The organism is Gemmatimonadota bacterium (genome assembly GCA_021295815.1).
Lineage (GTDB): Bacteria > Gemmatimonadota > Gemmatimonadetes > Longimicrobiales > Gaopeijiaceae > JAGWBQ01.
Genome location: JAGWBQ010000001.1, coordinates 1 through 25,104 on the forward strand (window position 1 = coordinate 1; position 25,104 = coordinate 25,104).

General features: G+C 66.6%; 19 protein-coding genes and 1 pseudogene. 5 read left to right on the plus strand and 15 right to left on the minus strand.

The window, feature by feature from the left end:
- Window positions 1-516: Ig-like domain-containing protein (locus tag J4G12_00005; protein MCE2454190.1), on the minus strand; the 516-nt coding region annotated here is incomplete at its 3' end.
- 296 nt (window positions 517-812) lie between these two features.
- Here J4G12_00005 and J4G12_00010 point away from each other — a divergent pair.
- Window positions 813-1,878: pseudogene (locus J4G12_00010) on the plus strand (IS630 family transposase).
- Here the strand turns inward: J4G12_00010 and J4G12_00015 are convergent.
- The 11 genes from J4G12_00015 to J4G12_00065 all read right to left on the minus strand — a co-directional run bounded on the left by J4G12_00015 (window position 1,875) and on the right by J4G12_00065 (window position 19,791).
- The gene (locus J4G12_00015) at window positions 1,875-3,587 is read right to left on the minus strand and encodes a carboxypeptidase regulatory-like domain-containing protein (GenBank protein MCE2454191.1); all 1,713 of its coding nucleotides are present in this window, start codon (window positions 3,585-3,587) and stop codon (window positions 1,875-1,877) included. The pseudogene J4G12_00010 and the gene J4G12_00015 overlap by 4 nt on opposite strands.
- Before the next feature lie 13 nt (window positions 3,588-3,600).
- Window positions 3,601-4,503, minus strand: coding sequence for a fumarylacetoacetate hydrolase family protein (locus J4G12_00020; GenBank protein MCE2454192.1), 903 nt, complete (start codon window positions 4,501-4,503; stop codon window positions 3,601-3,603).
- Between the two features lie 165 nt (window positions 4,504-4,668).
- On the minus strand, window positions 4,669-8,100 hold the full coding sequence (locus tag J4G12_00025) for a UvrD-helicase domain-containing protein (GenBank protein ID MCE2454193.1): 3,432 nt from the start codon (window positions 8,098-8,100) through the stop codon (window positions 4,669-4,671).
- Window positions 8,097-8,531, minus strand: coding sequence for a DUF126 domain-containing protein (locus tag J4G12_00030; GenBank protein MCE2454194.1), 435 nt, complete (start codon window positions 8,529-8,531; stop codon window positions 8,097-8,099). Before J4G12_00030 ends, J4G12_00025 begins: the two co-directional genes overlap by 4 nt.
- On the minus strand, window positions 8,528-9,793 hold the full coding sequence (locus J4G12_00035; GenBank protein MCE2454195.1) for an aconitase X catalytic domain-containing protein: 1,266 nt from the start codon (window positions 9,791-9,793) through the stop codon (window positions 8,528-8,530). Before J4G12_00035 ends, J4G12_00030 begins: the two co-directional genes overlap by 4 nt.
- Window positions 9,790-13,107, minus strand: a complete 3,318-nt coding sequence (locus J4G12_00040; GenBank protein ID MCE2454196.1) for a PD-(D/E)XK nuclease family protein — start codon at window positions 13,105-13,107, stop codon at window positions 9,790-9,792. The genes J4G12_00035 and J4G12_00040 overlap by 4 nt, the downstream gene beginning before the upstream one ends.
- A 52-nt stretch (window positions 13,108-13,159) precedes the next feature.
- A complete protein-coding gene (locus tag J4G12_00045) occupies window positions 13,160-15,337 on the minus strand; it encodes a glutamine synthetase III (protein MCE2454197.1) in 2,178 nt (725 codons plus the stop codon).
- Window positions 15,338-15,491: 154 nt separating this feature from the next.
- On the minus strand, window positions 15,492-17,468 hold the full coding sequence (gyrB, locus tag J4G12_00050; protein MCE2454198.1) for a DNA topoisomerase (ATP-hydrolyzing) subunit B: 1,977 nt from the start codon (window positions 17,466-17,468) through the stop codon (window positions 15,492-15,494).
- On the minus strand, window positions 17,458-17,865 hold the full coding sequence (locus J4G12_00055; protein ID MCE2454199.1) for a DUF721 domain-containing protein: 408 nt from the start codon (window positions 17,863-17,865) through the stop codon (window positions 17,458-17,460). Before J4G12_00055 ends, gyrB begins: the two co-directional genes overlap by 11 nt.
- A complete protein-coding gene (recF, locus tag J4G12_00060) occupies window positions 17,862-19,004 on the minus strand; it encodes a DNA replication and repair protein RecF (protein ID MCE2454200.1) in 1,143 nt (380 codons plus the stop codon). The genes J4G12_00055 and recF overlap by 4 nt, the downstream gene beginning before the upstream one ends.
- A 4-nt stretch (window positions 19,005-19,008) precedes the next feature.
- Complete coding sequence (locus tag J4G12_00065) at window positions 19,009-19,791, minus strand: enoyl-CoA hydratase/isomerase family protein (GenBank protein MCE2454201.1); 783 nt, start codon at window positions 19,789-19,791, stop codon at window positions 19,009-19,011.
- A 122-nt stretch (window positions 19,792-19,913) separates the two neighbouring features.
- On the opposite strand from J4G12_00065, the gene ssb reads away from it, so the two are divergent.
- The gene (gene ssb, locus J4G12_00070) at window positions 19,914-20,402 is read left to right on the plus strand and encodes a single-stranded DNA-binding protein (GenBank protein MCE2454202.1); all 489 of its coding nucleotides are present in this window, start codon (window positions 19,914-19,916) and stop codon (window positions 20,400-20,402) included.
- Between the two features lie 42 nt (window positions 20,403-20,444).
- Here the strand turns inward: ssb and J4G12_00075 are convergent, their stop codons facing one another.
- Both J4G12_00075 and J4G12_00080 read right to left on the minus strand, forming a co-directional pair.
- A complete protein-coding gene (locus tag J4G12_00075) occupies window positions 20,445-20,798 on the minus strand; it encodes a hypothetical protein (protein ID MCE2454203.1) in 354 nt (117 codons plus the stop codon).
- A 73-nt stretch (window positions 20,799-20,871) separates the two neighbouring features.
- Entirely contained in the window at window positions 20,872-21,087 is a 216-nt protein-coding gene (locus J4G12_00080; protein MCE2454204.1) for a hypothetical protein, read from the minus strand.
- A 254-nt stretch (window positions 21,088-21,341) separates the two neighbouring features.
- Here J4G12_00080 and J4G12_00085 point away from each other — a divergent pair, with 254 nt between their 5' ends.
- Together J4G12_00085 and J4G12_00090 are read left to right on the plus strand one after the other, a co-directional pair.
- The gene (locus J4G12_00085) at window positions 21,342-22,544 is read left to right on the plus strand and encodes an acetyl-CoA C-acyltransferase (protein MCE2454205.1); all 1,203 of its coding nucleotides are present in this window, start codon (window positions 21,342-21,344) and stop codon (window positions 22,542-22,544) included.
- Window positions 22,545-22,616: 72 nt separating this feature from the next.
- Window positions 22,617-23,495: a 3-hydroxybutyryl-CoA dehydrogenase gene (locus tag J4G12_00090; protein ID MCE2454206.1), complete on the plus strand. Its 879-nt coding sequence runs from the start codon at window positions 22,617-22,619 to the stop codon at window positions 23,493-23,495.
- A gap of 53 nt (window positions 23,496-23,548) precedes the next feature.
- Here the strand turns inward: J4G12_00090 and rpsU are convergent, their stop codons facing one another.
- Window positions 23,549-24,010, minus strand: a complete 462-nt coding sequence (rpsU, locus tag J4G12_00095) for a 30S ribosomal protein S21 (protein ID MCE2454207.1) — start codon at window positions 24,008-24,010, stop codon at window positions 23,549-23,551.
- Between the two features lie 259 nt (window positions 24,011-24,269).
- On the opposite strand from rpsU, the gene J4G12_00100 reads away from it, so the two are divergent.
- The coding region (locus tag J4G12_00100; GenBank protein MCE2454208.1) for a hypothetical protein at window positions 24,270-25,104 on the plus strand (835 nt) is incomplete at its 3' end.

Genomic DNA, 25,104 nt, shown 5'->3' on the forward strand with positions numbered 1-25,104 from the left:
CACCGTCGCCACCGAAGCGTCGCTGGACTCCCACGTGAACTCCGCTCCCGCCACCCGATGGCCGTTCGCGTCGAACGCCTCCGCCACCAGCCGTAGCGTGTCGCCCACAAACAGCGTGTCGGCTGCGGGAGCGACCGCCACCGCGCTCACCGCCTGGACCACCGTCACCGTCGTGCTCCCCGACGCCGACCCCGCAGCGGCCGTGATCGTCGCCGTCCCGGCGCCCGCCGCGGTCGCCAGCCCGGACGCGTCCACCTCCGCTACGGTCGTGTCCGAACTCGACCAGAAGACCGTCGCGCCCTCCATCAAGTTGCCGTTCTGGTCGTGTACCTCGGCGGTGAGCCGCACCGTGTCCCCCCGCGCCGTCAGCGAGGCGGTCGCGGGCGCCACGGTCACCGTGGTCGCCCGGGGCGGATCGGGGGGAGGCGGTTCGGTAGCCCCGTCGCCACACGCGACGGCCCAGCAGGCCAGGCCCACCAGCACAAGCATGGGCGCTACGGTTGGTGGTCGTCTCATGGCATAATCTCGGCGAAGCAGGTCCGCGGCCAAGCCGCCAGGACCGATAGAGCTGGACTGGATTTCGACTCGACTTCAACCTAACTTGGTCCGGGAATCGCCACCACCGCGAATCGGTGTTGGAGCTCACCCCGAGCTGCAGCCCACGTCACCTCCCCACGCCGCATGACAATACGTCATCGTGCTGACGGATGTGAAACTAGTATTATGTATCACAAATCCTTGCGCAGTGGATCGTCGTGTGGTATCCTTCTCCCGTAGCCCTTCATGGAACTTCAATGGGAGAATGCGACATCATGGCGAATCACCACACGCGAGCGGTCCCGGAGATTGAAGACGGACAGCGGGAGGAGCTCGAACGCTGGCTGCGGCGGTCCAAGACCGGACAGGCCCTGGCGCTGCGCGCCCGGATCGTGCTGGCGTCGGCCGAGGGGGAGAGCGACATGGGCGTGGCGGCCCGGCTGGGCACGTCGCGCGAAACGGTGGGCAAGTGGCGTCGGCGGTTCATCGAGAAGGGATGCGACGGGCTTCTGGACGAGCCGAGGCCGGGCGCCCCGCGCACGGTCAGCGACGCGGACGTCGAACGGGTGGTGACGATGACGCTCGAGGCGATGCCGCGGGGAGCCACGCAGTGGAGTACGCGCTCGATGGCGAAGGCGTGCGGCATGAGTTCCGCGACGGTGAACCGGATCTGGCGGGCCTTCGGCCTGCAGCCGCACCGCATGGAGACCTTCAAGCTCTCGACCGACCCGCTGTTCATCGAAAAGGTGCGCGATGTCGTGGGGCTCTACATGGCCCCGCCGGAGCGGGCGGTCGTGCTCTGCGTGGACGAGAAGTCACAGATCCAGGCGCTCGACCGCACCCAGCCGATGCTTCCGCTGCGTCCGGGGACGCCCGCCCGCCAGACCCACGACTACAAGCGCAACGGCACCACCTGCTACCGGCGAGGTCATTGGAAAATGCTATCCGCGCCACCGGTCCGTCGAGTTCAGGAAGTTCCTCGCGGTCATCGAGAAGGAGGTGCCGAAGGAGCTGGACGTCCATCTGGTCCTCGACAACTACGGCACCCACAGAACCGCGATGATCCACAAGTGGCTTCTCAAGCACCCACGCTTCCACCTGCATTTCACCCCGACCAGCGCGTCATGGCTCAACCAGATCGAACGCTGGTTCGCCGAGATCACCAACAAGCAGATCCGGTGTGGGAGCTACCGGAGCACCCGCGAACTCGTGCAGGCCATCGAGGACTACCTGGCCGTCCACAACGAGGATCCCAAGCCCTTCGTCTGGACGAAGTCCGCGGACGACATCCTGGAATCCCTGAAGAGTTACTGCGAACGACTTACCGATACGGAACACTAGCGACCCGATCCCACAAGAAACATATGGTCGATCACGCGCCGTCCGATAGGTATGCGCAGGTCCTCCACCAGTACTTGCTGCCCATCTACGATCAGGGTGGCGGTGAAGAGGTGGTTCACCGGGACCCCGCAGGCGAGAAAACGCCCATCCCGGTCGGCCACGACGGTGATGCCCTCGCGTCGGACGCCGGTGATCCGCGCCGCCTGCGAACCGACCCCCGACATGCGGGCGAACTCCCATACCAGGTTCACTCGGGCTCCCGGGACGGGATTCCGGGTCTGACCCCCGCTGATCACACGCCCCAGGAGGGCTCCGGCGTCTTCGGTGAAGCTCACATCCTCGGCCGCGCACCCCTCCGTCGCCGTCTCTTCCAGCGAAGGCATGCGCAAGAGGGTGGAGGCGACGGAACCTGCGGCCAGCTCGACAGCTATCGGATCGGGCCGGCGGCCGATCACGCCGTCGTGATCGAAACGCACTCGGTAGACGCCCTCGGCCAGACCGTCGATCCGAAAACGGCCTTCCCCATTCGAGAAGATCGATTGGTTGGACCCCACCAGCCCGACTCGCGCCCCTGCCAACGGCTCCCCCTCCCCGTCGAGCACCATTCCGTCGATCGAACCGAGTTCGGCCTGGAGCAGCTTTCCGCCATCGGCCTCGGTCACCTCCAGCACGACGGCGCCGTTCACGCCGTAGCCGATCAGTCTGGTCAGTCGGCTCCCGCGCGCGCCGAATCCCTGTGCGAGGATCGGCTTGCGCAGGGACCACTCAGGGACGATCCAGGTGCCGTCCCCCAACCTCCTGAAGCGCACCTCGCCGCCCGCGTCGAGACCGCTCACCTCCCAAGGCAAGTTGACGTATCTGAAGTCGAGCAGCTCGAGCTCGTAGCTTTCCCTGTCGATCCAGAACGTTCCGGAGATATCCGGTATGCGCCGTCGCGATCCGACCGGCTGGAAGCCGACCCCGAGCAACCCCTCGCGTTCTTCACGCGGCGATTCCGAGCGCAGGCAGTGGGTGTCGAGGAACGCGTCGCTGAGCAGCACGGCGGCATCGGGGGCGAAATACGCGTACTCGTCCCCGTCGCGCTGCATGAACCCCCGCTCAAGCAGCTCTTCGGCGGGACGGCTTCGATAGGGTGTGGTGGCGAAGGTCGCGTTTCGGGTGCGGCTTTCCCGCCCCTGTCGTCTGCCGTTGACGTCGGTTTCGTACTCGAAGACCTCGGTCTGGTAGCGATGGACGGCCTCGGTCGTAGTGAAGGCGGTCGCCGTCAGCGCCTTGCGCGCCTCGTCCCAGATTCTCGACAGCGCCACGCCGTCTTCGGCTCGGATGGAGCAGGAGCCGCGTTCCGCCTCGACCTGCATCCCGTCCAGCTCGATGGCCACGGTGGAGAGCCGGACGTCGAGCGCGTATCCGGCCGACGTGACTTCGAAAGAGGGCGAGGCGTAGGTCGCTCGGCCGATCATCTCGACGCGAAGCCGGTAGCTTCCGGGCGCCACATCCACCAGCGCCGCGCGACCGCGCAGGTCCGTCAGAGTCCGGGCGATTCGCTGCCGCGCTACCGTCTCAAGGGAGACCAGGGCGCCTTGAACCGGCTCGCCGTCGGGATCTCCGGTGACCGTGGCGATGACGTTTTGGGACGCAAGCGAGCTGCCGGACGCAACGGCGCACAGGCAGACCAGAGAGGCTGCCGCGAGCGACCCGGAGCGCGTCAAGCCGTCCCGCCGGTCAGCCGCCCGCGCTGACGGTGTTGGTCAGGACCCCGACGCCCTCCAGTTCCACTTCCACCACATCGCCCGGAGCGAGGGCGCTGGTGGTGCCCGGAGTCCCGGTGTAGATCAGATCGCCTGGCTCCAGCGTGAAGTAACGGCTTATGTAGCTGATCATGGTGGGGACGTCGAAGATCAGATCGGACGTGCGCTCGGACTGGACCGTTTCGCCGTTGACCCGAGTCTCGAGCAGGAGGTTGTCCGGGTCGAGCCCGACGGCGATCGAAGGACCGACCGGGCCGAAGGTGTCGGCTCCCTTGGCGCGCAGCCATTGAAGGTCGGAGGCCTGCCAGTCGCGTTCCGAGATGTCGTTCCCGGCGGTCACTCCGAAGACGCAGTACATGGCGTGCTCGGGGGTCACGTCCTTGCAGGTAGCTCCGATCACGAGCACCATTTCACCCTCGAAGTGGACGTTGGCCGCGCCGGCGGGAATCACGATGTCGTCGCCGTCGGCCACGAGCGAGCTGGGATATTTGGCGAAGAGGCCCGGCTCGGCGGCCGGCTCCCGCTCGCCGAGGTGGCTGAGGTAGTTGAGGCCCACGGCGATCACCTTGCCAGGGTCCGTGGGCGGCAGCAATTCGAGGCCGTCCAGGTCTACGTGTTCGGCCGCCATCCCGTGCTCGCCGAAGAGGTCGCCGGTGATGGGTACGACGGCGTTCTCTTCCGCTTCGAGCATGCCGTAGGATGGTTCGCCGTCGTGCAAGAAACGTACGTAGTGGCGCGGAGCGTCCTCGTCGTGTTCGCTATCGTGAGAGTGATCGTGGCCGGCGTGGGCGTCTTCCTCCACGCGGGGTGCGCAGGCCGCCAGAACGGCAGCGATTCCGAGCAGAGCGTGGCAGGTGGCGCGGGCGGGAAGGGTCATGGGGCACCTCGGTTGCAGGGCTGGCCGGGGAGGCGGTCGTGCTCGTGCGTGACTCGTCTGAAACTCCTGGTTCGAAGGTAAGCCATAGCCTGCGGGAGGGGAAGACGACGATCACGGGAGGATGTGCGAGTCGGGCCCGTCGGGAGGGGGTTCTCGCAGCCCCGCTCACCACGCCACCTTTCCCCCGTCCAGCGTGAAGTAGAGCATGCGCTCCCTGACCGGCTCTCCGCTCGCCCGCTCCCAGGCGTCGGCGTAGAGCTCGAGTTGCCTGCGGTACTTGCCGGCCCTGCGAGCGAAGCCGTCCGTCCGTCGATCATCGCTCTTGTAGTCGACGAGGACCCAGCCGTCGTCCTCCAGAAACGCGAGGTCGACGCTCCCGTGCACGATCTCCGGGACGCCCCGGCTCCCCGGCCTCGGAACCTCGAACGCGGCCTCGGTGAAGACCTGGCGCGACGCGCGTACGCGCTCCCAAAGCCGAGATTCGAGGACCGCACTTACCTCGTGGCAGAGATCTTCGATCAGCTCGTCGCCGAAACGGGCAAGCAGTCCGTTGGCCTCCAGCAGGGTCTCGGCCTCCTCCTCCAGAACCTCCTCCCGGGCTTCGTCGTCCTCGTCGCTCCCGAAGCCGGCTCCCTCGGCGGCCGTCGCGAGCAGAGAGTGCACAGCCAGCCCCCAGACCTTGCCTCGGTGGGGTTCCGAGGCGTCCGCGAAGAGCGACGGCTCTTCATAGCCCCCTGCGGGCGGACCGCCGTCGTTTGCCGCGACCTCGGCCTCCTCCATCGCGATCTCGGTGGCCTGGCGTCCTTCGTAAGTGGGTCGGGCCGCATCGCGCAGAGCCCGGGCGGCCCGTTCAACCCGGTTCATCGCCTCTTCCGGCGAGAGCTCGACCTCTCCTCGGGATGGCGGATGCTTTCGCGGCAGCTCGCGCACCTCGCCCAACTTCGCCGAGGCCGGCCCGAGGAAGCCCCACACCGAGTCCTTCTTCTTCGGGCTCCGCCACCTGGTGACCGCGAGCTGGTTCTTCGCACGCGTGGCCGCGACATAGAGCAGGCGTACCTTCTCCGCCTTCTCGAACCGCCGCTCTCTGTCCTCGTACTTTTTCCAGTCGCGCGGATGGGCGAGAGGAACGGAAGGGCGATACCACATCGCGCTCGGTTCCGATATCCGCAGGTAGCCCACGGCCCGGCCGTCCCTGCTTCGCGCACAGTGGAAGGTTATGTCGTGGCGACCCGGTGGAAACGGATCGGCCAGCACTATCACGTCCGCTTCGAGTCCCTTCGCCTGGTGAAGGTTCATCAAACGGACCAAATCCTCACGACCGGGTTCGAGCGGGGCGTCGACCTCCCTTCCGCCCATGGCCGCCGCCACCGCGTCGCGTGCTCCCAGCAGGGATGCGTCGCCCTGGCATGCCAGCGTACGCACGGCGTCGAGGACGAACGCCAGCCCCCCGGCCCGCTGGCTGCCCAGCTCGGACGAGGCCGCGTGGGGAAGCAGTCCGAGTTCGCGCACCAGGAATCCCAGAAAGACGTCGGCCGGCTCGGCGATCGAGCGCTTCCACCATCCGTGCAGGGTCTTCAGAGCGGCGGCGGCATCGGTGCCGACCACCTCGCCCCATCCGCGGTACGTGACGTCGAACGGATCCGGAAGCCGCGTCGAAGCCGTGTCCGGCGGCGGCTCCGTCTCAGCCAGCGCGATGCGATGTCGGACCAAGGCGAGGTAGTCTAGGCCGAAGAAGTATCCGGTGAGCGCCGCGACCACGCACACAGGGTTGGAGGGGTCGGCCATGCAGTCGAGCAGTATCCGGAGCTCTGTCAATTCGGGGCCGGCGGTGAGCCCGCTGCCCGTGACCTGATACGGTACTCGGTGGCTTTCCAGCGCCGCGGCGTATGTCTTGAGAGGCGGCTTGCGGTAGGTGAGTACCATGAAGCTGCCGGGTGAGCTTCCCTGGGAGATGCGTTCGGCTATCCAGCTCGCTATGCGTCGGGCTTCGTCCCGCCGGCCGTCTTCCTTCTTTTCGGCCGTCCGCCCCACGGGACTCATGAAGACGCCGTGCTCGTGGCTCGGGTCCATGCCGTCCGAGCAGGGGAGCGTGTCCAGCGAGGCGAAGGCCGCCTGCTCCTCGGTAGCCTCGGGCGGGAATCCTTCCGGGCCCGCGAAGACGCTGTTGACCAAGGCGCCGATCGGCGGACACGACCGGAAGTTGGTGGTGAGCAGCAGAGTCCGGCCGAAGCGTTCGAACTTTGCCCGGACCTCTTTGTAGAGCTCGATGTCCGCGCGACGGAAGCGGTATATGCTCTGCTTGGGATCCCCTACCACGAAGAGAGCTCCCGGACGGGGCGTGGTGCGATGCCATTCCCTAGGCCCCGACCGCTCGTCGCCCTCGGGCTCCGACGCGAGCAGGAATGCTATCTCGGCCTGGAGAGGATCGGTGTCCTGGAACTCGTCGATCAGCAGTCGACGGTAGCGCAGTCCCAGGTCCCTTCTCGCCCTCGGTCTCTCCCGCAGCAGCTTCGCCGTCAGCGAAAGGAGGTCGGCGTAGGTCAGCCTGCCCGTGCGCCGCCTGAGCTCGGCGAACTCGGCGGCCGCCTTGACGACCAGGTCCATGCAAAGCTTGTAACGGTAGGCATACCAGTGCTCCAGAAGCTCGGCGGCGTTCGGCCCGTCCCGGTCCCGGTAGAGGGCGTTGAAACCGTCGCGCACCTTCTTGGCGCCTTCTCTGGCGAGCCACCTGTTCAGTGTGGGCCTGTGACCGTTCTTGCCCGGGCGCAGTCGAGCGAGCGCCGCGAAGAGAGCCGCGCGGCGGGGTGCGTCGATCTCGTCGTCCAGTCCTCCGCCCCAGCCCCTCACCGCACGCCGGTAGAGCGTCTCCCGCACCTTCTTCTGGAGAGAGTCCCACCCCTTTTGAGGTTCCTCCGTCGGCAGATACCTTTCCGCCAGATCGAGGAGCCGATCCAGCTCGGTCCGAAGCCGAAGAAGGTCTTCATCGCACGGTGGATCCACCACTTCGGTAGGAAAGTCCAGGTCGGGATTGTCGACGACCCGTTCGAAGGCTCCGTAGAGCTTCGAGGGCTCGATCCCGATCTCCATGAAGCCTTCGAGTACCGGATCGGAATCGCATACCAGACGATCGAGAAAGTCGTGCCAGTAATGCGAGCGCATGGTGACCTCGTCGTCTTCGGTAACCGGTTCGAAGGACGGATCGAGGCCGGCTTCGACGGCACGCTCCTTCAGAAGACGGGCGCAGAAGGCGTGGATCGTGCCCAGGAAGGCGTCGTGCACCTCCGTGAGGGCCTTGTCGACCCGTACCCTCTCCTCGTCCGTGAGCTCGTCGCTCGCGAGCGTCGTTTCGAGCTCGTTATGGAAGCGTTCGCGGAGCTCGGCTGCGGCCTTGCGGGTGAAGGTGACGGCGGAAATCTCACGCGTCTCGGCGGTCCCGGTGACGACGAGCCTGACCATGCGACCCACGAGCGCAGTGGTCTTGCCCGAACCTGCCCCGGCCTCGACGAGGATGTTGGTTTCCAGATCTTCACGAATAGCCTTGCGGGCTCCGGCGTCGGGAAGCCTGTCCTCGGGGAGCTTGAATTCGAGAACGGTCACGGCGTCGCCACCACCACGCGCCCGTCCGCCAGGACCCGGGCGGACGTACCCGCATGGCGGGCGAGCGCGGCCAGCACCGCCTGCGCGGCGTGCACCACGGGAAGAGGCGGGTAGCCCAGCTCGCGCCCGACGAGAACTCCGAGGGCAAGTATGGCGTCGGGACGCCCCAGTACGATCGCGGCGGGAGCCGTCCCTTCGCGCATGAGCTCGAGCATGATCGCGCTCGACGAGCTCGACCCCACCGGCTCGGGCAGCACGAGAACGGTTCCAGCCACGGACCGTCCGCGTTCCGGATGACGCGGATCGGAGATGAGCCCGGTCGGGGCGTCCACGCCGCCCCAGAGGGAGAGAGGAGAGGACACCGGGAGGACTTGTCCTGCGGCCGGAGCTCCGTCGCCCACCAGGACCTTGCAGCCGAGCGGGACGCTCATCCGCCCCACGACGACAGGTCGCGTACGACCGCGCCGGCGATCGCCGATTCGACGCACTCGGCTAGAGACCCGAAGACGACCTCGTAGCCGGTCTGCGATGGGGCGTAGTGGGCGAACTTGCCCGAATTGGTCATGAGAACCCGGCCGGCCTCCGGGAGGATGGGAGCGACCACCACGCAGGTGTCGGCGACCACGGAGACACCGGATCCGCGGAGCTCGTCGAGCCAGGGCCCGTCGGCGAGCTCGGCCATCGTGGCTCGCGCGGTGCATGCGAAGAAGGGCAGCTTCAGGCGACGTCCGGCGAGGAGTCGGACCAGCTCCCGAAATTCTTCGAAAGAGAAGTGCGGACTTCCGACCGCGACGGCGTCTATCGCCTCCGCGTCGGCTGCCGTGGTGAGGCGGTCCAGGGCCGGAACCAGGTCGGCGAGGGTCGGGCCGACCGTCGGCAACTCCGCCGGAGGTCTTCGGCAAGCGGCCTCCAGCGTCGGCGCTTCGGGTGTCACGCCCACCACGTGGAAGAGCGCCACGGCGCCCGTCGACGCCGCCGCCGCCCCCAACGCCTTGAGCTGGTCGCGGACGACCGTAGTGGGAATGCCGGCAAGGGCGGCGACCTCGTGACCCAACTCGAGGCCCAGCCAGGTTCCCAGTACCGGGTAGAAGGTGTCGGAGGCAACTACTTCCGCCGGTATGCGAGAAAGATCGACGACCACTTGCGCGGCGCGATTCTCATCGAGGTGGAGGCCGTAGAGCGGAGCGCGGCCGGTGACCGCGCAGCAGGCGTCGAGAAAGTCTCCGTAGCGCTCGGTCCGGGCTCCCAGCACCGAATTGACGAAGGCGATCGCGTTCGACTCTCCCCAGGCGACTTGCTCTCCGCGGCGCGGCAGGTGTCCGATCTGGTAAGGTGCGCAAGTGAACGTGGGCTCCGCGCCCAGCCCGACATAGGCGTCCATTTGGCGGCGCGCCATGTCGGCGCGAGCCGCGTCCGACTTCACATGCTCGCGTTGCAGAAGATCGAGAGCGCCGACGTTGAGCGTCGTGGGAACCGCGACCCCGTCCGATCCACGAGCGAGCCGTTCGGCGAACTCCACTCCTCCGTCCCCGTGGTGGAGGCAACCGTCTATGTGAGCCGAAGAGATTTCGACCAGCCGTTTCGCTCCGAGCATGGAAGCGGCATCGGCCAGAACCCGCATGGCCATGGCCGTGCCCGGCCCCCTCGCACCCTCCATCATACCGCGCTCGACCACCGTGAGCGATACGGTCATGGGCCGAATCCACCTTCCTCGGCCCCGTCCCGTGCGGACTTGAGCCCCGCGAAGCTGGGGTCGCCCTCGGCCTTGCGGAGATGCGACCAGGCGGCGAGAGGAGAAACGACCTCGAAGTCACGCGGCACGGTTACGCGGCATACGCTCCGGTAGTCGCAGAAGCGACAGTCGCCCTTGTCGTCGGTTGGCACGAAGCGCCCCTCCCTCGCTGCGGCGATCATCGCGGGCAGACGGCGTTCGATCTCGCTCAGCTCGCTCCGAGCGAAGAGCACGGGGTGATTCTGTCCGCGAGCGGTCGGATAAAGGTAGCCGGCGTCGACCACAGGGCGTCCCAGGAGGGCTTCGATCGCGTAGCTGTAAAGGGCGTGCTGGAGCTGCCGTCCCCTTCGGAAGACGCGCTCGTCACCACCCGCCCAGTTCGCCGCCGGCGGCTGACCCGTCTTGTAGTCGATGACGCGCAGACCTCCTTCGACCTCGTCGACTCGATCTATCGCTCCGGTCAGCGGCACCCGTGTCTCTCCGAATTGAAGCACGACTTCGCGTGCGCCGTGCCCGCTCCGGAATCCGAACTCGAACTCGGTGTGGAGCCAGCGCGGGGACCCGCGCATCAGGAGCACGAAGGAGCGCACGTCGGCGGCGAGGGCCCGACGTTCACGAGCGACCGCACCTTGTCCGGGTGCCGGGACTCTTCGCTCCGCCTCCTTGAGCGCGGCTGCGAGGACGTTCCCAGAAATCCTGGCGAAGCGGGGATCGGAGGGATCGGTTCCCGTCCTCGCGGACTGATCGAGAGTCTCGCTGTAGACCCGGTGCAGGACCGACCCGCGAGTGGGCGCATCGAGCCAGCGCACGCGGTCGAACTCGGGATCGTCGGGGGGCCGGGCTCCGAGCACGTAGCGATGGAGGTAGCGCAGCGGACAGGTTCCAAGGGTTTCGAGCCCGGTGGCGGAAACCGTGCGCTCGGGCGGCAGATACCTGGCGAGCCCCGGAAGCTCTCCGATCACCCCCTGGGCAGGGCCCGGTCGGCCCTCTCGCGCCTTGAATAGCGCATGGCCTGGGAGCAGTCTCGGGAAGGCCCTTCTGACGCGCTCGTCTCCGCCAAGCAGGCCGCCGTCCCGCGTTAGCGCTCGCAGCCAGAGGTCGTCCGAGTCCAGCACGGCGGCTTCGGCCTCCGATCTTCCGGACGAACCTGGGTCGGCCGGCTCCGGAAGCGGACACGCGAAACGGCCTATGGCGTGACGCAGTTCCCTGTAGCCGAGCGCGGGGTCGCGGCGGGCGACGCGAAGAGCTTGCAGGAGAACGGGCGACGGGCTCAAGGTTCGAGACTCCCGGGCATCCCAAGCTCGGTAGCTGAGAGTGACGCTCTCCGCGCTCGAAAGCTTAGCGAGCAGGGCCGCCTGCGAGAAGCGCGCGATCGCCTTGCGCTGGACAGCCGAAAGCAGCCGGGGAAGCCCGCCCTGCCATTGGCCGAGTTCGTTGTGGTCGCCTTCGCTGAGCAGGCTGTCCGAGCCGATCGCTCCAGGCTCGGAATCGGCGTCGAACCCCACCAGGAAGACCGCGCGCCTACCTGTCAGGCCGCCGGCAGCGAGCGAGCTCATGTGGAGGTAGCCCCCGGTTGAGCGGGAAGGGGCTTCCGTGCCGTAGACGGTCCGGGGCGCAGGCCACCCGTCGGCGCGGTCGTCGCTGCCGAACCGTCCCCCGTCACCGGCCTCTCCTCCTCCGAGGAGCTTGGAGCGACCGGGGCCGCGCACCCGAATGTCGCACTGCCTGCGTAAGATGGCGAGCGCGGTCGCGAGGCTGGTCTTCCGGGTCAGGCGGCTCCCTATCTCCAACAGGCGCGTGTCCAACTTGTCCATGACCTCGGGGTCGAGATCGCGGTCCCCCGGCACAAGCTCGAGGAACTTGCGGACCGATTCGGCGAGCGCGGCCGCGCTGACCGTCTTTTCCGGGGTCGGCGCATGGAAGACGAGCGGACGCAGGACGCTTCCCAGGGCGTGGAGCTCCCGCTGCGCCGCCCTGCGCCGCCTCTCCTTGGCCGGATCGGCCGCACCGCCGGATGGAATACCGCCAACCGGTTCCGTCTCGACGTCCTCCAAGGCGATGTCGAGCTGCGACAGGTGGCGGTCCCTGCCCCACCCGACGCGGAGCGACCGGAAACGGCGGGCCAGGTCGCTTGGGTTCGGGGTCGCCTCCCACTTGTCCGCCCACCCCGGCGGACGGATGTCGCCGGCCTCGATGAGTCGATGGATGATCCGGGCGTGGAATCCGCCTTCGATCCAGTCGAGATAGGCTTTCACCGCTCTTCCCACCCTTGTGCGCGAAGCATCGATCCCGTCTGCGTAGGTGACCGGGATCTTCAGTCCGCTCGCAAGCGCGTGCAACGCCGATCCGTAGAGTTTCGAGTCGGCCGCTACGATCTCGACCTCGTCCCAGGCCAGCCCGGCCTCGAGGATTCGGCGGAGGACGCTGCGCAGCTCGTCGGTCGCCGAGGCGGCCCCGAAGAGCGAGATACGGGGGCCGTCGAGGCGAGGGGCGGAGCCTCCCGATTCCGGAAGCCTGTCGGGCGCAGCGACAAAGGAGAGCGCTCCCGGTCGGTCTGCGTTCCGCCAAAACACCGCCGAGGGCGGCTCGTAGCCGACGACGGCCGGAGCCGGAACGAGTCCGGCTCCACTGGACCGAAGTTCGTCGAGGAGCATTCCCGCCAGGCCCGAGCCCACGACTCCGGAGAGAATGAAGACCTCTTCGGCGGCAAGCTCGACGGGCCACCCCGCCTGTCCTTCTCGGTTCCCACCTTGGGCCTCGCGCCAGCTTCGAAGAGCGGCAAGAGCGAGGCGGGCCTCTTCCGCCTCGTCCGCAGCTCCGCGTTCCGTCAGGGCTTCTTCGTACTCGCGCAGTATCCTTCCTATGAACTCGCGGCGGCCTCCGCCCAGCTTTGCGGTCAGGCGATCCCACTCCTCCAGGCTCACCCCGCCCCCGCGCAGAGCCTGAACCGCTTGGAGAACTCCGGAGCGAAACCCTACGCTGTGGGCGAGGCGCCTGAAGCGGGGAAAGGCGGCGGAGGCCGAGTCCAACGCGGCATCGACCAGTTCCGGTTCTTCGAGCGGGCGGAGACGGCGCAATCCGAGCCTGCGCAGCGACCTCCTTGCCAGCCGTCCGGCGAGTTCCCGGGGCGTCTCGACCCGGAAGCCGATCCATCCGGATCCGTTTCGCGCGAGGCTCCCGAGGTACTCCCGCCCCGGTCCGATTTCGGGAGCGACGAGAAGCCGGCGAACCGGCCCGCGCCGATCAGGGCTCCCCGGAGCGGGAAACCCTAACAACCGCCGACCCGACTAGCCAGCCGTGTGCTCCTTTCGAGCGCGCGGACCTCTCCTAGCGCACGAAGAGCATGTCGCGGTAAGCGGGCACCGGCCAGAGCTCGTCCGGAACGATGCGCTCCAGGCGGTCCACCACGTCCCGAACCTCGTCCATCGCGGGGATCACCCTGTCGCGGACGTGATTGGCCATCTCGGTGCCTTCCATCTCGGCGGCTGCCTGATTCTCCTCGGCCAGAGGCTCGATCTTCTCGACGAGCCGATCGATGAGATCGCTCACCGTGCGAGCCGTGGCGTTCACGCCGCGCACCTTGAGATCCACCTCGTCGGCGCACTCGATGACGTTGACCAGATTCTTGAGGTATTCGACCGCCGCCGGCAGGAACATGGTCTGAGCCATGTGCTGCGCGGTCTGGCCCTCGATGTTGACCGTCGCCGCGTACTGCTCGGTGTAGGTCTCGTAGCGCGACTCGACCTCGCGCGGCGAGAGCACGTTGTACTTGTCGAAGAGCGCCTTGTTCTTCTCGCTCTCGATGATCGGCAGGGCGTCCATCGTGGTACGCAGGTTGTGGAGGCCGCGCTTCTCCGCCTCGACCACCCACTCGTCGGAGTAGTTGTCGCCGTTGAAGATCACGGGACGGAAGCCTCGCGTTTCGCGGGAGAGCACCACGCGCATGCCGTCTTCGAGCGGAAGGCCCTCCTCGACCGCGGCCTCCAGTTCTTCGCAGAGCTCGTCGAGCGACTCGGCTGCGATGGTGTTCAGCACGGTAGTCGGGAACGCGACGTTCTGCGAAGAGCCGAGCGCGCGAAACTCGAACTTGTTACCCGTGAAGGCGAAGGGCGAGGTCCGGTTGCGGTCTCCCGAGTGCTTCGGAATCTCGGGCAGCGCCCTCACCCCTGTTCCCAGCAGGCCGGACGCTTTGCTGCTGGTGGCCTCGCCCGCGTTCTCCAACTGGCGGAAGATGTCTTCGAGCTGCGCTCCCATGAATGCCGATATGATAGCGGGCGGAGCCTCGTTCGCTCCCAGGCGATGGTCGTTGCCGGCGTGAGCGACCGTGGCTCGCAGGAGATCCTGGTGGCGGTGCACGGCCTTCAGAACCGCCGAGCAGAAGAAGAGGAACTGGCGATTCTCGTGCGGAGTGTCGCCGGGCTCGAGCAGGTTCGCGTTCGAGGTGCTCATCGACCAGTTGAGGTGCTTGCCCGATCCGTTCACCCCCTGGAAGGGCTTTTCGTGGAAGAGGCAGACGAGCCCGAAGCGCCGGGCCACGTTGCGCATGGTGGACATGGTGATGAGCTGGTGATCGCTGGCCTGGTTCGCCTCTTCGAACACCGGCGCCATCTCGTATTGACCGGGTGCGACCTCGTTGTGGCGGGTGGTGGCCGGAACGCCCAGCAGGTAGAGCTCGCGCTCGACGGCGTTCATGTACTCCAGAATGCGACCGGGGATGGAGCCGAAGTAGTGGTCGTCCATCTCCTGCCCCTTCGGAGGCTTGGTGCCGAAGAGGGTGCGCGACGACGCGACCAGGTCGGGGCGGCGGTAGAAGAACTCCTCGTCGACCAGGAAGAACTCCTGCTCGGCGCCGCAGGTGGGGCGCACCGGTCCCGGATTTTCGTCTCCGAAGAGCCTCAGCGCCCGCCGGGCCTGCTTGTCGAGAGCGTCCATCGACCGGAGGAGCGGCGTCTTCATGTCGAGGGCTTCCCCGGCCCAGCTCAGAAAGGCGCTCGGGATGCATAGGTAGGCGCCGCTCGGCCGTTCCATCAGGAAGGCCGGCGAGGTCGGATCCCACGCGGTGTAGCCCCGAGCCTCGAAGGTCGCCCGCAAGCCACCGGACGGGAACGAGGAGGCGTCGGGCTCGCCCTGGAGAAGCTCGCTGCTCTTGAATTCGGTTATGGCCGCGCCGCCGGCGATGGGCTTCAGGAAGGAGTCATGCTTCTCGGCGGAGGATCCGGTGAGCGGCTGGAACCAGTGCGTGTAGTGCGTCGCCCCTCTCTCGATCGCCCAGTTCTTCATGGCGAGCGCCACGCTCTCCGCGACCTGCGGGTCGAGAGAGGTCTCCCCGTTCATCGTCGCCTGGATGGACCTGAAGTCCGATTTGCCGAGGCGACTGCGCATCTGGTCGAGGCCGAAGAGGTTGCGACCGTAAATATCGGTCAAAGCCTCGTTGGGCGTGTCCGCCTCAATCGACTGGTAGCGGGCCGCGGCGAGCGTGTAGGATCCTTGTTGCGTCTTGGTCATCGGCGTTTGCTTGGTGGACTGAACGGGAGTGGATTAATATACCACCCCGAGGGTCGAAGGTGGAGCAAGCGCCCGGTCGAAAAACGTGCTCTTCGGTGCTGCGTCCGACGCTCAGCGCAAGGCCCGTGTCGCTCCGCGGACGGCCCGTGCGAAGCTACACGTCGAGATTCTTGACGTAACGGGCGTTTTCCTGGATGAAGCGACGGCGAGGTTCCACGTCGGCACCCATGAGATGGTCGAAGAGTCGGGCGGCGCGGGCCCCGTCCTCGATGCGGACCTGGAGCATGGTCCGGGTCTCGGGATCCATGGTGGTGCGCCAGAGCTGGTCCGGATTCATCTCTCCCAGCCCCTTGTAGCGCTGGACGTTCACCTTCCTGGCCTCGCCGTTCTTGCCGGCCAGCCTGCTCACGTAGCGGTCGCGCTCGTCGTCGGAGTAGGCGTAGTGGTCGGCCTTGCCCTTGTGCACGCGGTAGAGAGGCGGCTGGGCGATGTAGATGTAGCCCGCCTCGATGAGCTCCGGCATCTGACGGAAGAAGAAGGTGAGCAGAAGGGTCCGGATGTGAGCTCCGTCCACGTCGGCGTCGGTCATGATCACGATCTTCTGGTAGCGGACGTTGTCGAGCTCGAACTCGTCGCGGATACCGGCACCTATGGCGGCGATGATGGCGCCGATCTCCACGTTCGCGAGGATCTTGTCGATGCGAGCCCTCTCCACGTTCAGGATCTTCCCCTTTAACGGAAGGATGGCCTGCGTGGCGCGGTCCCGTCCCTGCTTCGCGCTGCCTCCAGCGGAATCTCCCTCGACCAGATAGAGCTCGCTGAGCGACGGGTCGGAAATGGAACAGTCTGCCAGCTTGCCGGGAAGCACGCCGCTCTCGAGCGCGCTCTTCTTGCGTGAGAGGTCGCGGGCCCGCTGGGCCGCCTCTCGGGCGCGCGCCGCCTGGCGCGCCTTGTCGATGATCGCGCGGGCGGCCTTCGGATTCTCCTCGAGGAAGACGCCGAGATGTTCGTTGACCGCGGTCTCCACCGCTCCGCGCACTTCGCTGTTGCCGAGCTTGGTCTTGGTCTGCCCCTCGAACTGCGGTTCGGCGACCCGAATGCTCAGAACGCAGGTGAGCCCCTCGCGCACGTCGCCGCCGGAAAGGCCTTCTCCCTTCTTGAAGATGTTGTTGCGACGGGCGTAGTCGTTGATGGTCCGGGTGAGAGCCGCCTTCAGTCCCGTCAGGTGGCTGCCCCCTTCGTGGGTGTTGATGTTGTTCACGAAGGTGAGCGTGTTGTCGGTGAAGCCCTTGTCGTACTGGACCGCGAGCTCGATTTCCGCCTCCGGACGAGTGGCCTGGAAGTAGCAGGTTTCGTGGAGAGGTTCGCGGCTGCCCCTGAGGAAGTTCACGTACTCGGAGATGCCGCCCTCGTAGAAGTAGCTCTCGACCCAGGTGCCCCCGGCCTCTTCGGTCCGGCCGTCCTCGACGACGTTCCGGTCCGCCGAGTCGCGTTCGTCGGTGAAGACGATCTTCACGCCGCGATTGAGGAAGGCGAGCTCGCGCAGCCTCGTGACCAAGGTTTCCCGCGAAAAGACGGTCTCGGTGAAAATCTCGGAATCCGGCAGGAAAGTGACCTTGGTACCGGTGACATCGGTATCGCCGATCTCGGCGAGTTCGGTGACCTTGACGCCGCGCTCGTAGCGCTGGTGATGGACGCGACCGCCGCGGCTCACCTCGACCTCCAGGTACCGCGAGAGGCCGTTGACGACGCTCACTCCCACTCCGTGAAGGCCGCCCGACACCTTGTAAGCTTCCTTGTCGAACTTCCCGCCCGCGTGAAGCGTGGTCATGACCAGTTCGACTCCCGGTATTCCCTCGACGGGATGGAGCCCGACGGGGACGCCCCGACCGTCGTCGATCACGCAGACCGAGTCGTCTTTCCGCACCGTCACCGAGATGCTTGAGCAGTGGCCCGCCATGGCTTCGTCGATGGCGTTGTCCACCACTTCGTACACAAGATGGTGGAGACCCCGGCTGGAGGTCGATCCGATGTACATGCCGGGGCGTTTGCGGACGGCGTCGATGCCCTCGAGCACCTGGATGTCGTGCGCCGTGTATTGGTTGTCCTGCGTATTCCGGTCACCGGTCATGGTGCTTCACTCCGCGAGCGGATGCCTGTCGTTGAGATTTGGATGTGGCCGCCGAGGCTTCGCCGCGCCCCGAGAGCCGGAAGACGATCCGGCTGAACGGGACGTCCGGAACCGATCGGTTCACCAGCTTGAGGAGCTTGTGCCTCTTGCCGTTGAGCTCCATCAGCCAGGGACTCGAGGACACCTCCACGAAGAGGGTGCCGTTCGAGATGCCGCTCGCCCGGGCGACTGCGGCTATCGTCGGGCCCACCAGAGACGGCCACGCATCCAGTACCCCGATGCGATCGACTTGCGCCCGCAGACCTGACCGGTCGAGCATGTCGGCGACGAGCGCCCCGACCTCCACCGGTCCTTCGGTTCCCCGTTCGCGCCCGCGGCGGCGTCCGCCCCTAGTCACGCGGCGACCTTGCCCGCCTTGATGCTCCAGCGTTCCAGGCCGGGCAATCGTACGTCGTTCTCCTTGGGCGCCGTCAGAATCACCTGCCCGAACTCCTCGGCCTCCAGCGCGTCGAGGACCCGCTCGCTTCGCCCTTCGTCCAGTTCGGCGAAGACGTCGTCGAGCAGGAGAACCGGGGAGCGGCCCGTCGCCTCCCTGATGGTGTTCGCCTCGACGAGACGGAAGGCCAGCGCGGCCGTCCTCCGCTGACCTCCCGAACCGTAGATATGCAGGTCGATGACATTTTCGTCGGTGGGCGAGCTCATCTTCAGACGGAGCTCGTCGCGATGAGGGCCGACCTGGGTCGAGCCCAGACGACGGTCGCGCTCGGCGGAATCCGTAAGGGCCTCCATGAAGACGGCGACGAGCCTGTCGGACGAATCCGAAATCTCGAGGTCCGCCTCCTCGGCGAGGCCGAAAGTCCTGAGTCCGGAACGGTAGCCCATGGATGCGGACGATCCTCCGGAGATGCGTTCGTAGTAGTTGGAGAAGGTCGCAGACCAGGCTTCCGTCCAGTGCAGCCGGGTCGCGATCATGGTCGCCCCGGCGTGAGCGAGAGCGGAATTCCAGGCGGAAACGGCGGGGTCGGAATCACCGGCCCGCAGAGCCGCGTTCCGCTGGGCCAGGGCTCTCCGGTAGCTCTGCGCTGCGGAAAGGTAGCCGGGCCGACTGAGCGAGAGCACGATGTCGAGATAACGTCTGCGCACCCCGGGGCCGCCACCGACCAGGGCCGCGTCTCCGGGCGAGAAGACGACCGCACCCACCTTGCCCACAGCCTGGGTCAGCCGTTCCTGCGTCACGCCGTCGAGCGAGGCCTTCTTGAGGCGGTCCCGACGGTGGTAGGCGGCGGCCACGACTCGAGGGGGACCGCCCCGGTCGAGGGTCGCCTCAAGACGGAAGAGCGGGGCGCCGAAGGCCACCATCTGCCCGTCTCGGGCCTGGCGAAAAGAGCGAAGACACTCCAGATAGTAGATCGCCTCCAGAAGATTCGACTTGCCCTGGGCGTTCTCGCCGATGACGGCGACGCCCCGGCTCGGGAACTCCAGCTCCTGGCGGCCGAGGTTGCGGAAGTCGGTGAGCGTGAGCGCTCGCAGGGTCAGGCCGCTATCCTCCCGTGAACTCGGCGCGCCGCCGTTCGAGGAAGGCGGCCATGCCCTCCTTCATGTCGGCGGTGCCCGCGAGAACACCGAAAAGGGAGGATTCGAAGGCGAACGCCTTGTCGGGCGGGGAGTCCCAGGAATTGCGTACGGCCTCCAGAGCGAAACGGACCGCGACCGGACCGTTCCGGGTGACGCGACGCATGAGCTTTTTCGCCGCCTTCAGGAGACCATCCTGAGGCGAGACACTCGAGACGAGTCCCATTTCGCGAGCCTGTTCCGCCTTGACGGGGTCTCCGGTCAGAGTCATCTCGAGGGCGCGCCCCATGCCCACGATGCGGGCGAGACGGACGGTGCCGCCGTAGCCGGGGATGATGCCGAGCCCGACCTCGGGCAGTCCGAAGACGGCGTTTTCGCTCGCGATCCTCAGGTGACATGCGAGAGCGAGTTCGCAGCCGCCCCCCAGCGCGTAGCCGTTCACGGCCGCGATCACCGGAACGTCGTAGCCCTCGATGGCCGCCAGGACCTCCTGCCCTCGCCGACTCGCGCGCATGCCGCCCTGCGGATCGAGCGTCGCCAGTTCTCCGATGTCGGCTCCGGCGACGAAGGCGCGGGACCCGGCGCCGGTCAGCACCACACCTCTGGCGTCGCTCCCGGCGACGGCGTCGAAGGCGTGTTCCAGCCCGTCGATCACCTGGGCATTGAGGGCGTTCAGCTTGTCCTGGCGGTCGATGGTAACGACCGCGAGGTCGCCGTCTCTCTCGGTCCGGATGAAGGAGGATTCGTTCATGTGTGGGAGTCGAGCGATGTGTTCGAAGAGGCACGAGCGCACCCGGATGGAAAACGCCCGACAAACCGGTTAGGTTCCCTCCCGTTGACGCAACCTGACATTCAACCAGTGGGGAAAATCATATGAGTCGTTCACTCAACAAGGTCATGCTCATCGGTAACGTGGGAGGCGATCCCGACGTGCGCACGACCCGATCCGGCACCAGGTACGCCAAGCTGTCGTTGGCGACCAACCGCCGTTGGAAAAACAGGCAGGACGGTTCCGAACAGGAAAAGACCGAATGGCACCGGCTCACGTTCTGGGGACGAACCGCTGAGATCGTCGAGCAGTACGTGTCCAAGGGAGCACGCCTCTACATCGAGGGGCGGATCGAGTACTCCGAGAGCGAGTCGCGAGACGGTCAGACCCGTTACTGGACCGACGTCATCGTCGAGGACATGCTCATGCTCGGCTCGGACGGAGCCGGACGAGGCGGCGGCTTCCAGCGGTCGGACTCCCGCGGCGGTGGCGACGGATTCCAGAGGCCGAGCGGCGGGGCGGGCGGCGGCGAAGGTGGAGGAGGCCGACCCGCCGAGCCCACCGGCGGGGACGACGACGACCTGCCGTTCTAGCCGTCCGCAGCCGAACTCTCGCGAGCGTCGAGTGCGGCTCAGTTAGTTTCGCTCCGGTTCCTCGGCGGCCCGCCAGAGCCCCAGGAAGTAGGATTCGTAAGGCAGGGGGTTGGCCTGGTAGTCTTCGAGCCAGACGTGGAACGGTGGTAGCGGCACCCAGCCGTTGAGCCAGTCGGTCGTGAGCTCCACGAGCCCGTCGTTGGTCAACCTGCCTCTCGCGGCGCCGCTCACGAATCTGCGTCCGACCTTGCGGTAGACCTCGTCCTGCGACAGGTAGATCAGGAGACCCGTGATCTGCCGCGAGCGATAATCGAGGTACTTCCTGCGCAGGATGTTCTCCGCGATGCCGAGTCCGCGGTTGGAGCCGCCGGAGTCTTGGCTGACCGTTTTCAGCATCCTGGAGGGCCTCCTCGCTAATCCTCGACGATATCCGGAGTCGGTTCAGAACCGGAATCGGTCCGTCGGGCTGTCACGCCGGGTCTTCCGCGCACTTGTCGGCGGTTTCCCCGTCCACGCCGAGCAAGCGCGAAAACACCGCTCGCTGCGTCATACCGATCAGGACCATGCGGTCGAGGAGCTCGGGAGCGGTGCGCTGGAGCTCCTCCGCCTGGTCGGCCATCTCGACGGGCAGCCGGACGTTGATCTCGACTCTGCGGGTTTCGAATGCCTCGAGCGGGTCTTTCATGGGCGGCCTCGGTCGGGTCGGGAACGTGGTTGCAACCTACCGCGTAAGTCGTGCTCGCGGCAATCTCGGTGGGGTGGGCCCGGAAATCTCGCACGGTAGGCCTGCACGGATAGGGTCGGGGTCCGGATCCGATCCTCGCATCGGGTGATACGGCACCTTTAGGACGCCGCCGAGGGCCGCCTTCGGCTGGTCGAACCGAACGCCCGACCCCGGGTAGTCGCTGGCGCGAAACGCAACCACCTCCACCCGCATCCATGAACCACTCCAGCAAGAACGGCCCGGTCGTTATCTCGGGCAAGCGCACCGGATTCGGAGGCTTCGGCGGCAGCCTCGCCCGCATGACGGCCACCGATCTCGGGGTCGCCAGTTCCAAGGCCGCGATCGCAGCGGCAGGCGTCGAACCCGAAGCCGTCGACGAGACCTTTTTCGGCAACGTCATGCAGACCTCGTCGGACGCCATCTACCTCGCCCGCCACGTGGGCCTGCGTTCAGGCGTGCCGAAAGAGCGACCGGCGCTGACCGTCAACCGCCTGTGCGGTTCGGGCTTCGAGGCGATGGTGCAGGGTGCGCGGGCCATCCTTTCGGGCGAAGCGAAAGTCTGCCTCGCCGGGGGCGCCGAATCGATGAGCCAGGCTCCACACGTCGTCCGCAGCGCTCGTTGGGGAGAGCTGCGGCTCGGTCCCGCCAAAGGCGCGTTCGGGGACACCCTGTGGGACGCGTTGCTCGATTCCTATTGCGGTCTCTCCATGGCCGAGACCGCCGAGGAGCTCGCCGACCGCTACGAGGTGACTAGGGAGGAGGCGGACACCGTCGCACTCCGTTCCCAGCGGCGGGCGGCCGCAGCCTTGCGAGAAGGCAGATTCGACGAGGAGCTTGCTGCGGTGACGCTGCGCGGCCGAAAGGGTGAGAAGCTCTTCCAGGCCGACGAGCATCTTCGTCCCGACACCACGGCCGAGGGGCTCGCCGGCCTGCGCCCCTACTTCAGGAAGGACGGCGTGGTCACGGCGGGCAACGCTTCGGGGATCGGAGACGGGGCGGCGAGCGCGGTGCTGGCCAGCGAGGAGTGGGCCGAGGCGCAGGGGATCCGTCCACTTGGCCGTATCCTTGCCTGGGCGTTTGTGGGAGTCGAGCCCAAGGTGATGGGGATTGGTCCGGCGCCGGCGGCGCGGGCGGCCATCGCCAAGGCCGGCCTGTCGATGGCCGACATCGACCTCTTCGAGATCAACGAAGCCTTCGCGGCGCAGTACAGGGCGGTGGAGAGGGAGCTCGAGCTCGATCCCGAACGCACCAACGTGAACGGCGGCGCCATCGCGCTCTCGCACCCGCTCGCGGCCTCCGGGGCTCGAATCACCATCCATCTCCTTCATGAACTCCGCCGCCGCGGCAAGCGCTTCGGACTGGGAGCCGCCTGCATCGGAGGCGGCCAAGGCGGGGCGGTGGTCGTCGAAGCGCTCTGAGCGCCTGGACATCGTCCCGCACACCCGATCAGGGGCCGTTCGCGCCCCGCAATTCAAAACGACACCAAGGATATGAAGATCAGCAGCGTAGGAGTCGCGGGATGCGGACTCATGGGAAGCGGCATCGTCGAGGTCGCTGCGGTGAGGGGTTTCGAGGTCGTATGCCGGGAGGTCGACGACGACGCGATCTCCGTCGGCAGGAAACGTATCGAGAAATCGCTGGCGAGGGCGGTGAAGAAGGAGAAAATCACCGCAGAAGCGCGTGACGCCGCCTTTGACAGAATGAGTTTCACGACCCAAACCGCCGATCTCGCCCCGTGCGACATCGTGATCGAGGCGGTAATCGAGAACATCGACGTCAAGAACGCCCTCTTCACCGAGCTCGACGGACTCGCGTCCGAGTCGACGATCTTCGCGTCCAACACCAGCTCTCTCACGGTCACCGACATGGCTGCGGCGACGAATCGCGCCGACCGCTTCGTCGGGCTCCACTTCTTCAATCCGGTGCCCGTGATGAAGCTCGTCGAGGTCGTGCGCACAATCGCGACGAGCGACGAAACCTTCGAGCGGGCCTTCGATTTCGCGCGTGCGCTCGGCAAGGCTCCCATCGCCGCGAAGGACAACTCGGGCTTCGTCGTGAACCTGCTGCTCGTGCCATACATGATGGACGCGATCAGGCAGCTCGAGGCCGGGGTGGCGACCATCGCCGACATCGACAAGGCGATGACCCTCGGCTGCGGCTACCCGATGGGCCCCTTCGTGCTGAGCGACTTCGTGGGCCTCGACACCCTCGCGCTGATCGGCGAGATCATGTTCGACGAGTACCGCGACTCCCGCTATGCGCCGCCCCCGCTCCTTCGGCGTCTGGTGGCGCTGGAAAGGTACGGGCGCAAGACGGGTGCCGGATTCTACGACTGGTCAGGCGAGCGGCCGGTTCCGCTCAGTCTTTAGTCGGTCCCGCTCAGGCCTTCAAGGCCGGAGGTCGGCCGAACGGAGGAGGTGGATCAGAAGTGGCCGCGGCTCTGCCTGCGGCGCTCGCGCCTGACGGCGGCCTCCCGCTTGCGCTTCCTCTGAGCGCTCGGCTTCTCGTAGAACCGCCGCTTGCGAAGCTCCGAGTAGAGCCCCGAACGCTGAACCTTGCGCTTGAAGCGCCGGAGAGCTCTCTCCAGGCTCTCGCTTTCCTGAATGGTTACTTCCAAGACAACTGCTCCTCTGAGGGGGACGAACCGGATTCCGTCGCGGTCGGGCCGCGAGGTTGGGGAGGCTGGGCGAGCATGCACCGCGTTCGTCGCGAAGCTCAGACCGGACTTCCGCAAGCGGGAAAGGTAAACGCGGCGGCGGCGGCGATCAAGGGCCTGACGGGGTGACCGCCTGTGGAATCGCCTCTGGACCGGTCGCCGAGGATACGGGTAGAGCGCTTGGCATGGTAAGTCGGGCTCGGACAACCCTGAAGCCGTGTCGGGCATCCAAGTCGAGGTCGGGTTGACATGTCCCGCCTGGATCCTAGACTCCTGCCAAGAGGTCACAATGCGCCATCGCCCACGCCTTCTTTTCGTCGTTATCCTATGCGGCCTCTGCGCTTGTGGCGGTCGAGACACACAAACCGAGGACGCGCCCCGGCCTGCGGTTGAAGTCTCGGACTCGGCGGGCGTCAAGAACGTCTTCCTGGGCCGGGTCGAGGAACTGTCGGCACCCGATCTGGCGCCAGACCTGGTTTTCTCCACCATGGAACTCGGGGTCGAGTTGTTCTGGGTCGGAGAAGTCATCTTTCTTGGAAACGGCGGCCTTGCGGTGGCCAACACCGGTGCGACCGAGGTGGTTCTCCTCTCCGCCGACGGTTCAGTCACAGCGGGCGAGGGACCGGGTGAGTTCAGTGCTATTACGACGCTCCTCACGACGGACGCAGGGTTCCTGGCCTACGACGCCCGGCTGGCTCGCGTCACGGAGTTCTCGGAGAACGGGGAAGTCCTCGCGTCGTCGCGCCTCTCCACAGAGAGCGCCATCGTGGACCTTGAACTTCTCGCGATGGGAGCCGCCGGGCACATGCTGGCGATCTTGGGAGAGCAGCGATTCTTCCTCCCCGAGGGGATGACAAGGGACACGACCCCCCTGCTGTTGTTCACGGATCTCGAAACCGAGCCTGACACGCTGGGGTTGTTACCCGCCAAGGAATGGAGCTATGGCGGCATGCCCGGCGGCGGGTTTACTCGCCACGAAACGGGCTTCGGGCGGGACATCGTCGCCCAGGGACTCATGGACAGGGCCTTGATCGGGGACACCGACGTGTTCAGCCTCTCCATCTACAAGGCCGATGGGACTCTGGTGCGTCGGATTCGCGGATCGGATGGCGGGTGGGCGGTCACACCCGAAGAAATCCGGGCATGGAGAGCTGAACGACTTGACCGCAGGGAGCCGGACGCCCCAGACTGGTACGTGGAATTCGTTCAGAATGCGCCCTACAGGGAGACGCACCCCGCCTTCCACGCCGCAGTGCTGGGTCCCGATGAGATGGTCTGGATCGGGCTCGCGACGCGACCCGGCGAGGAGACGAGACGATGGC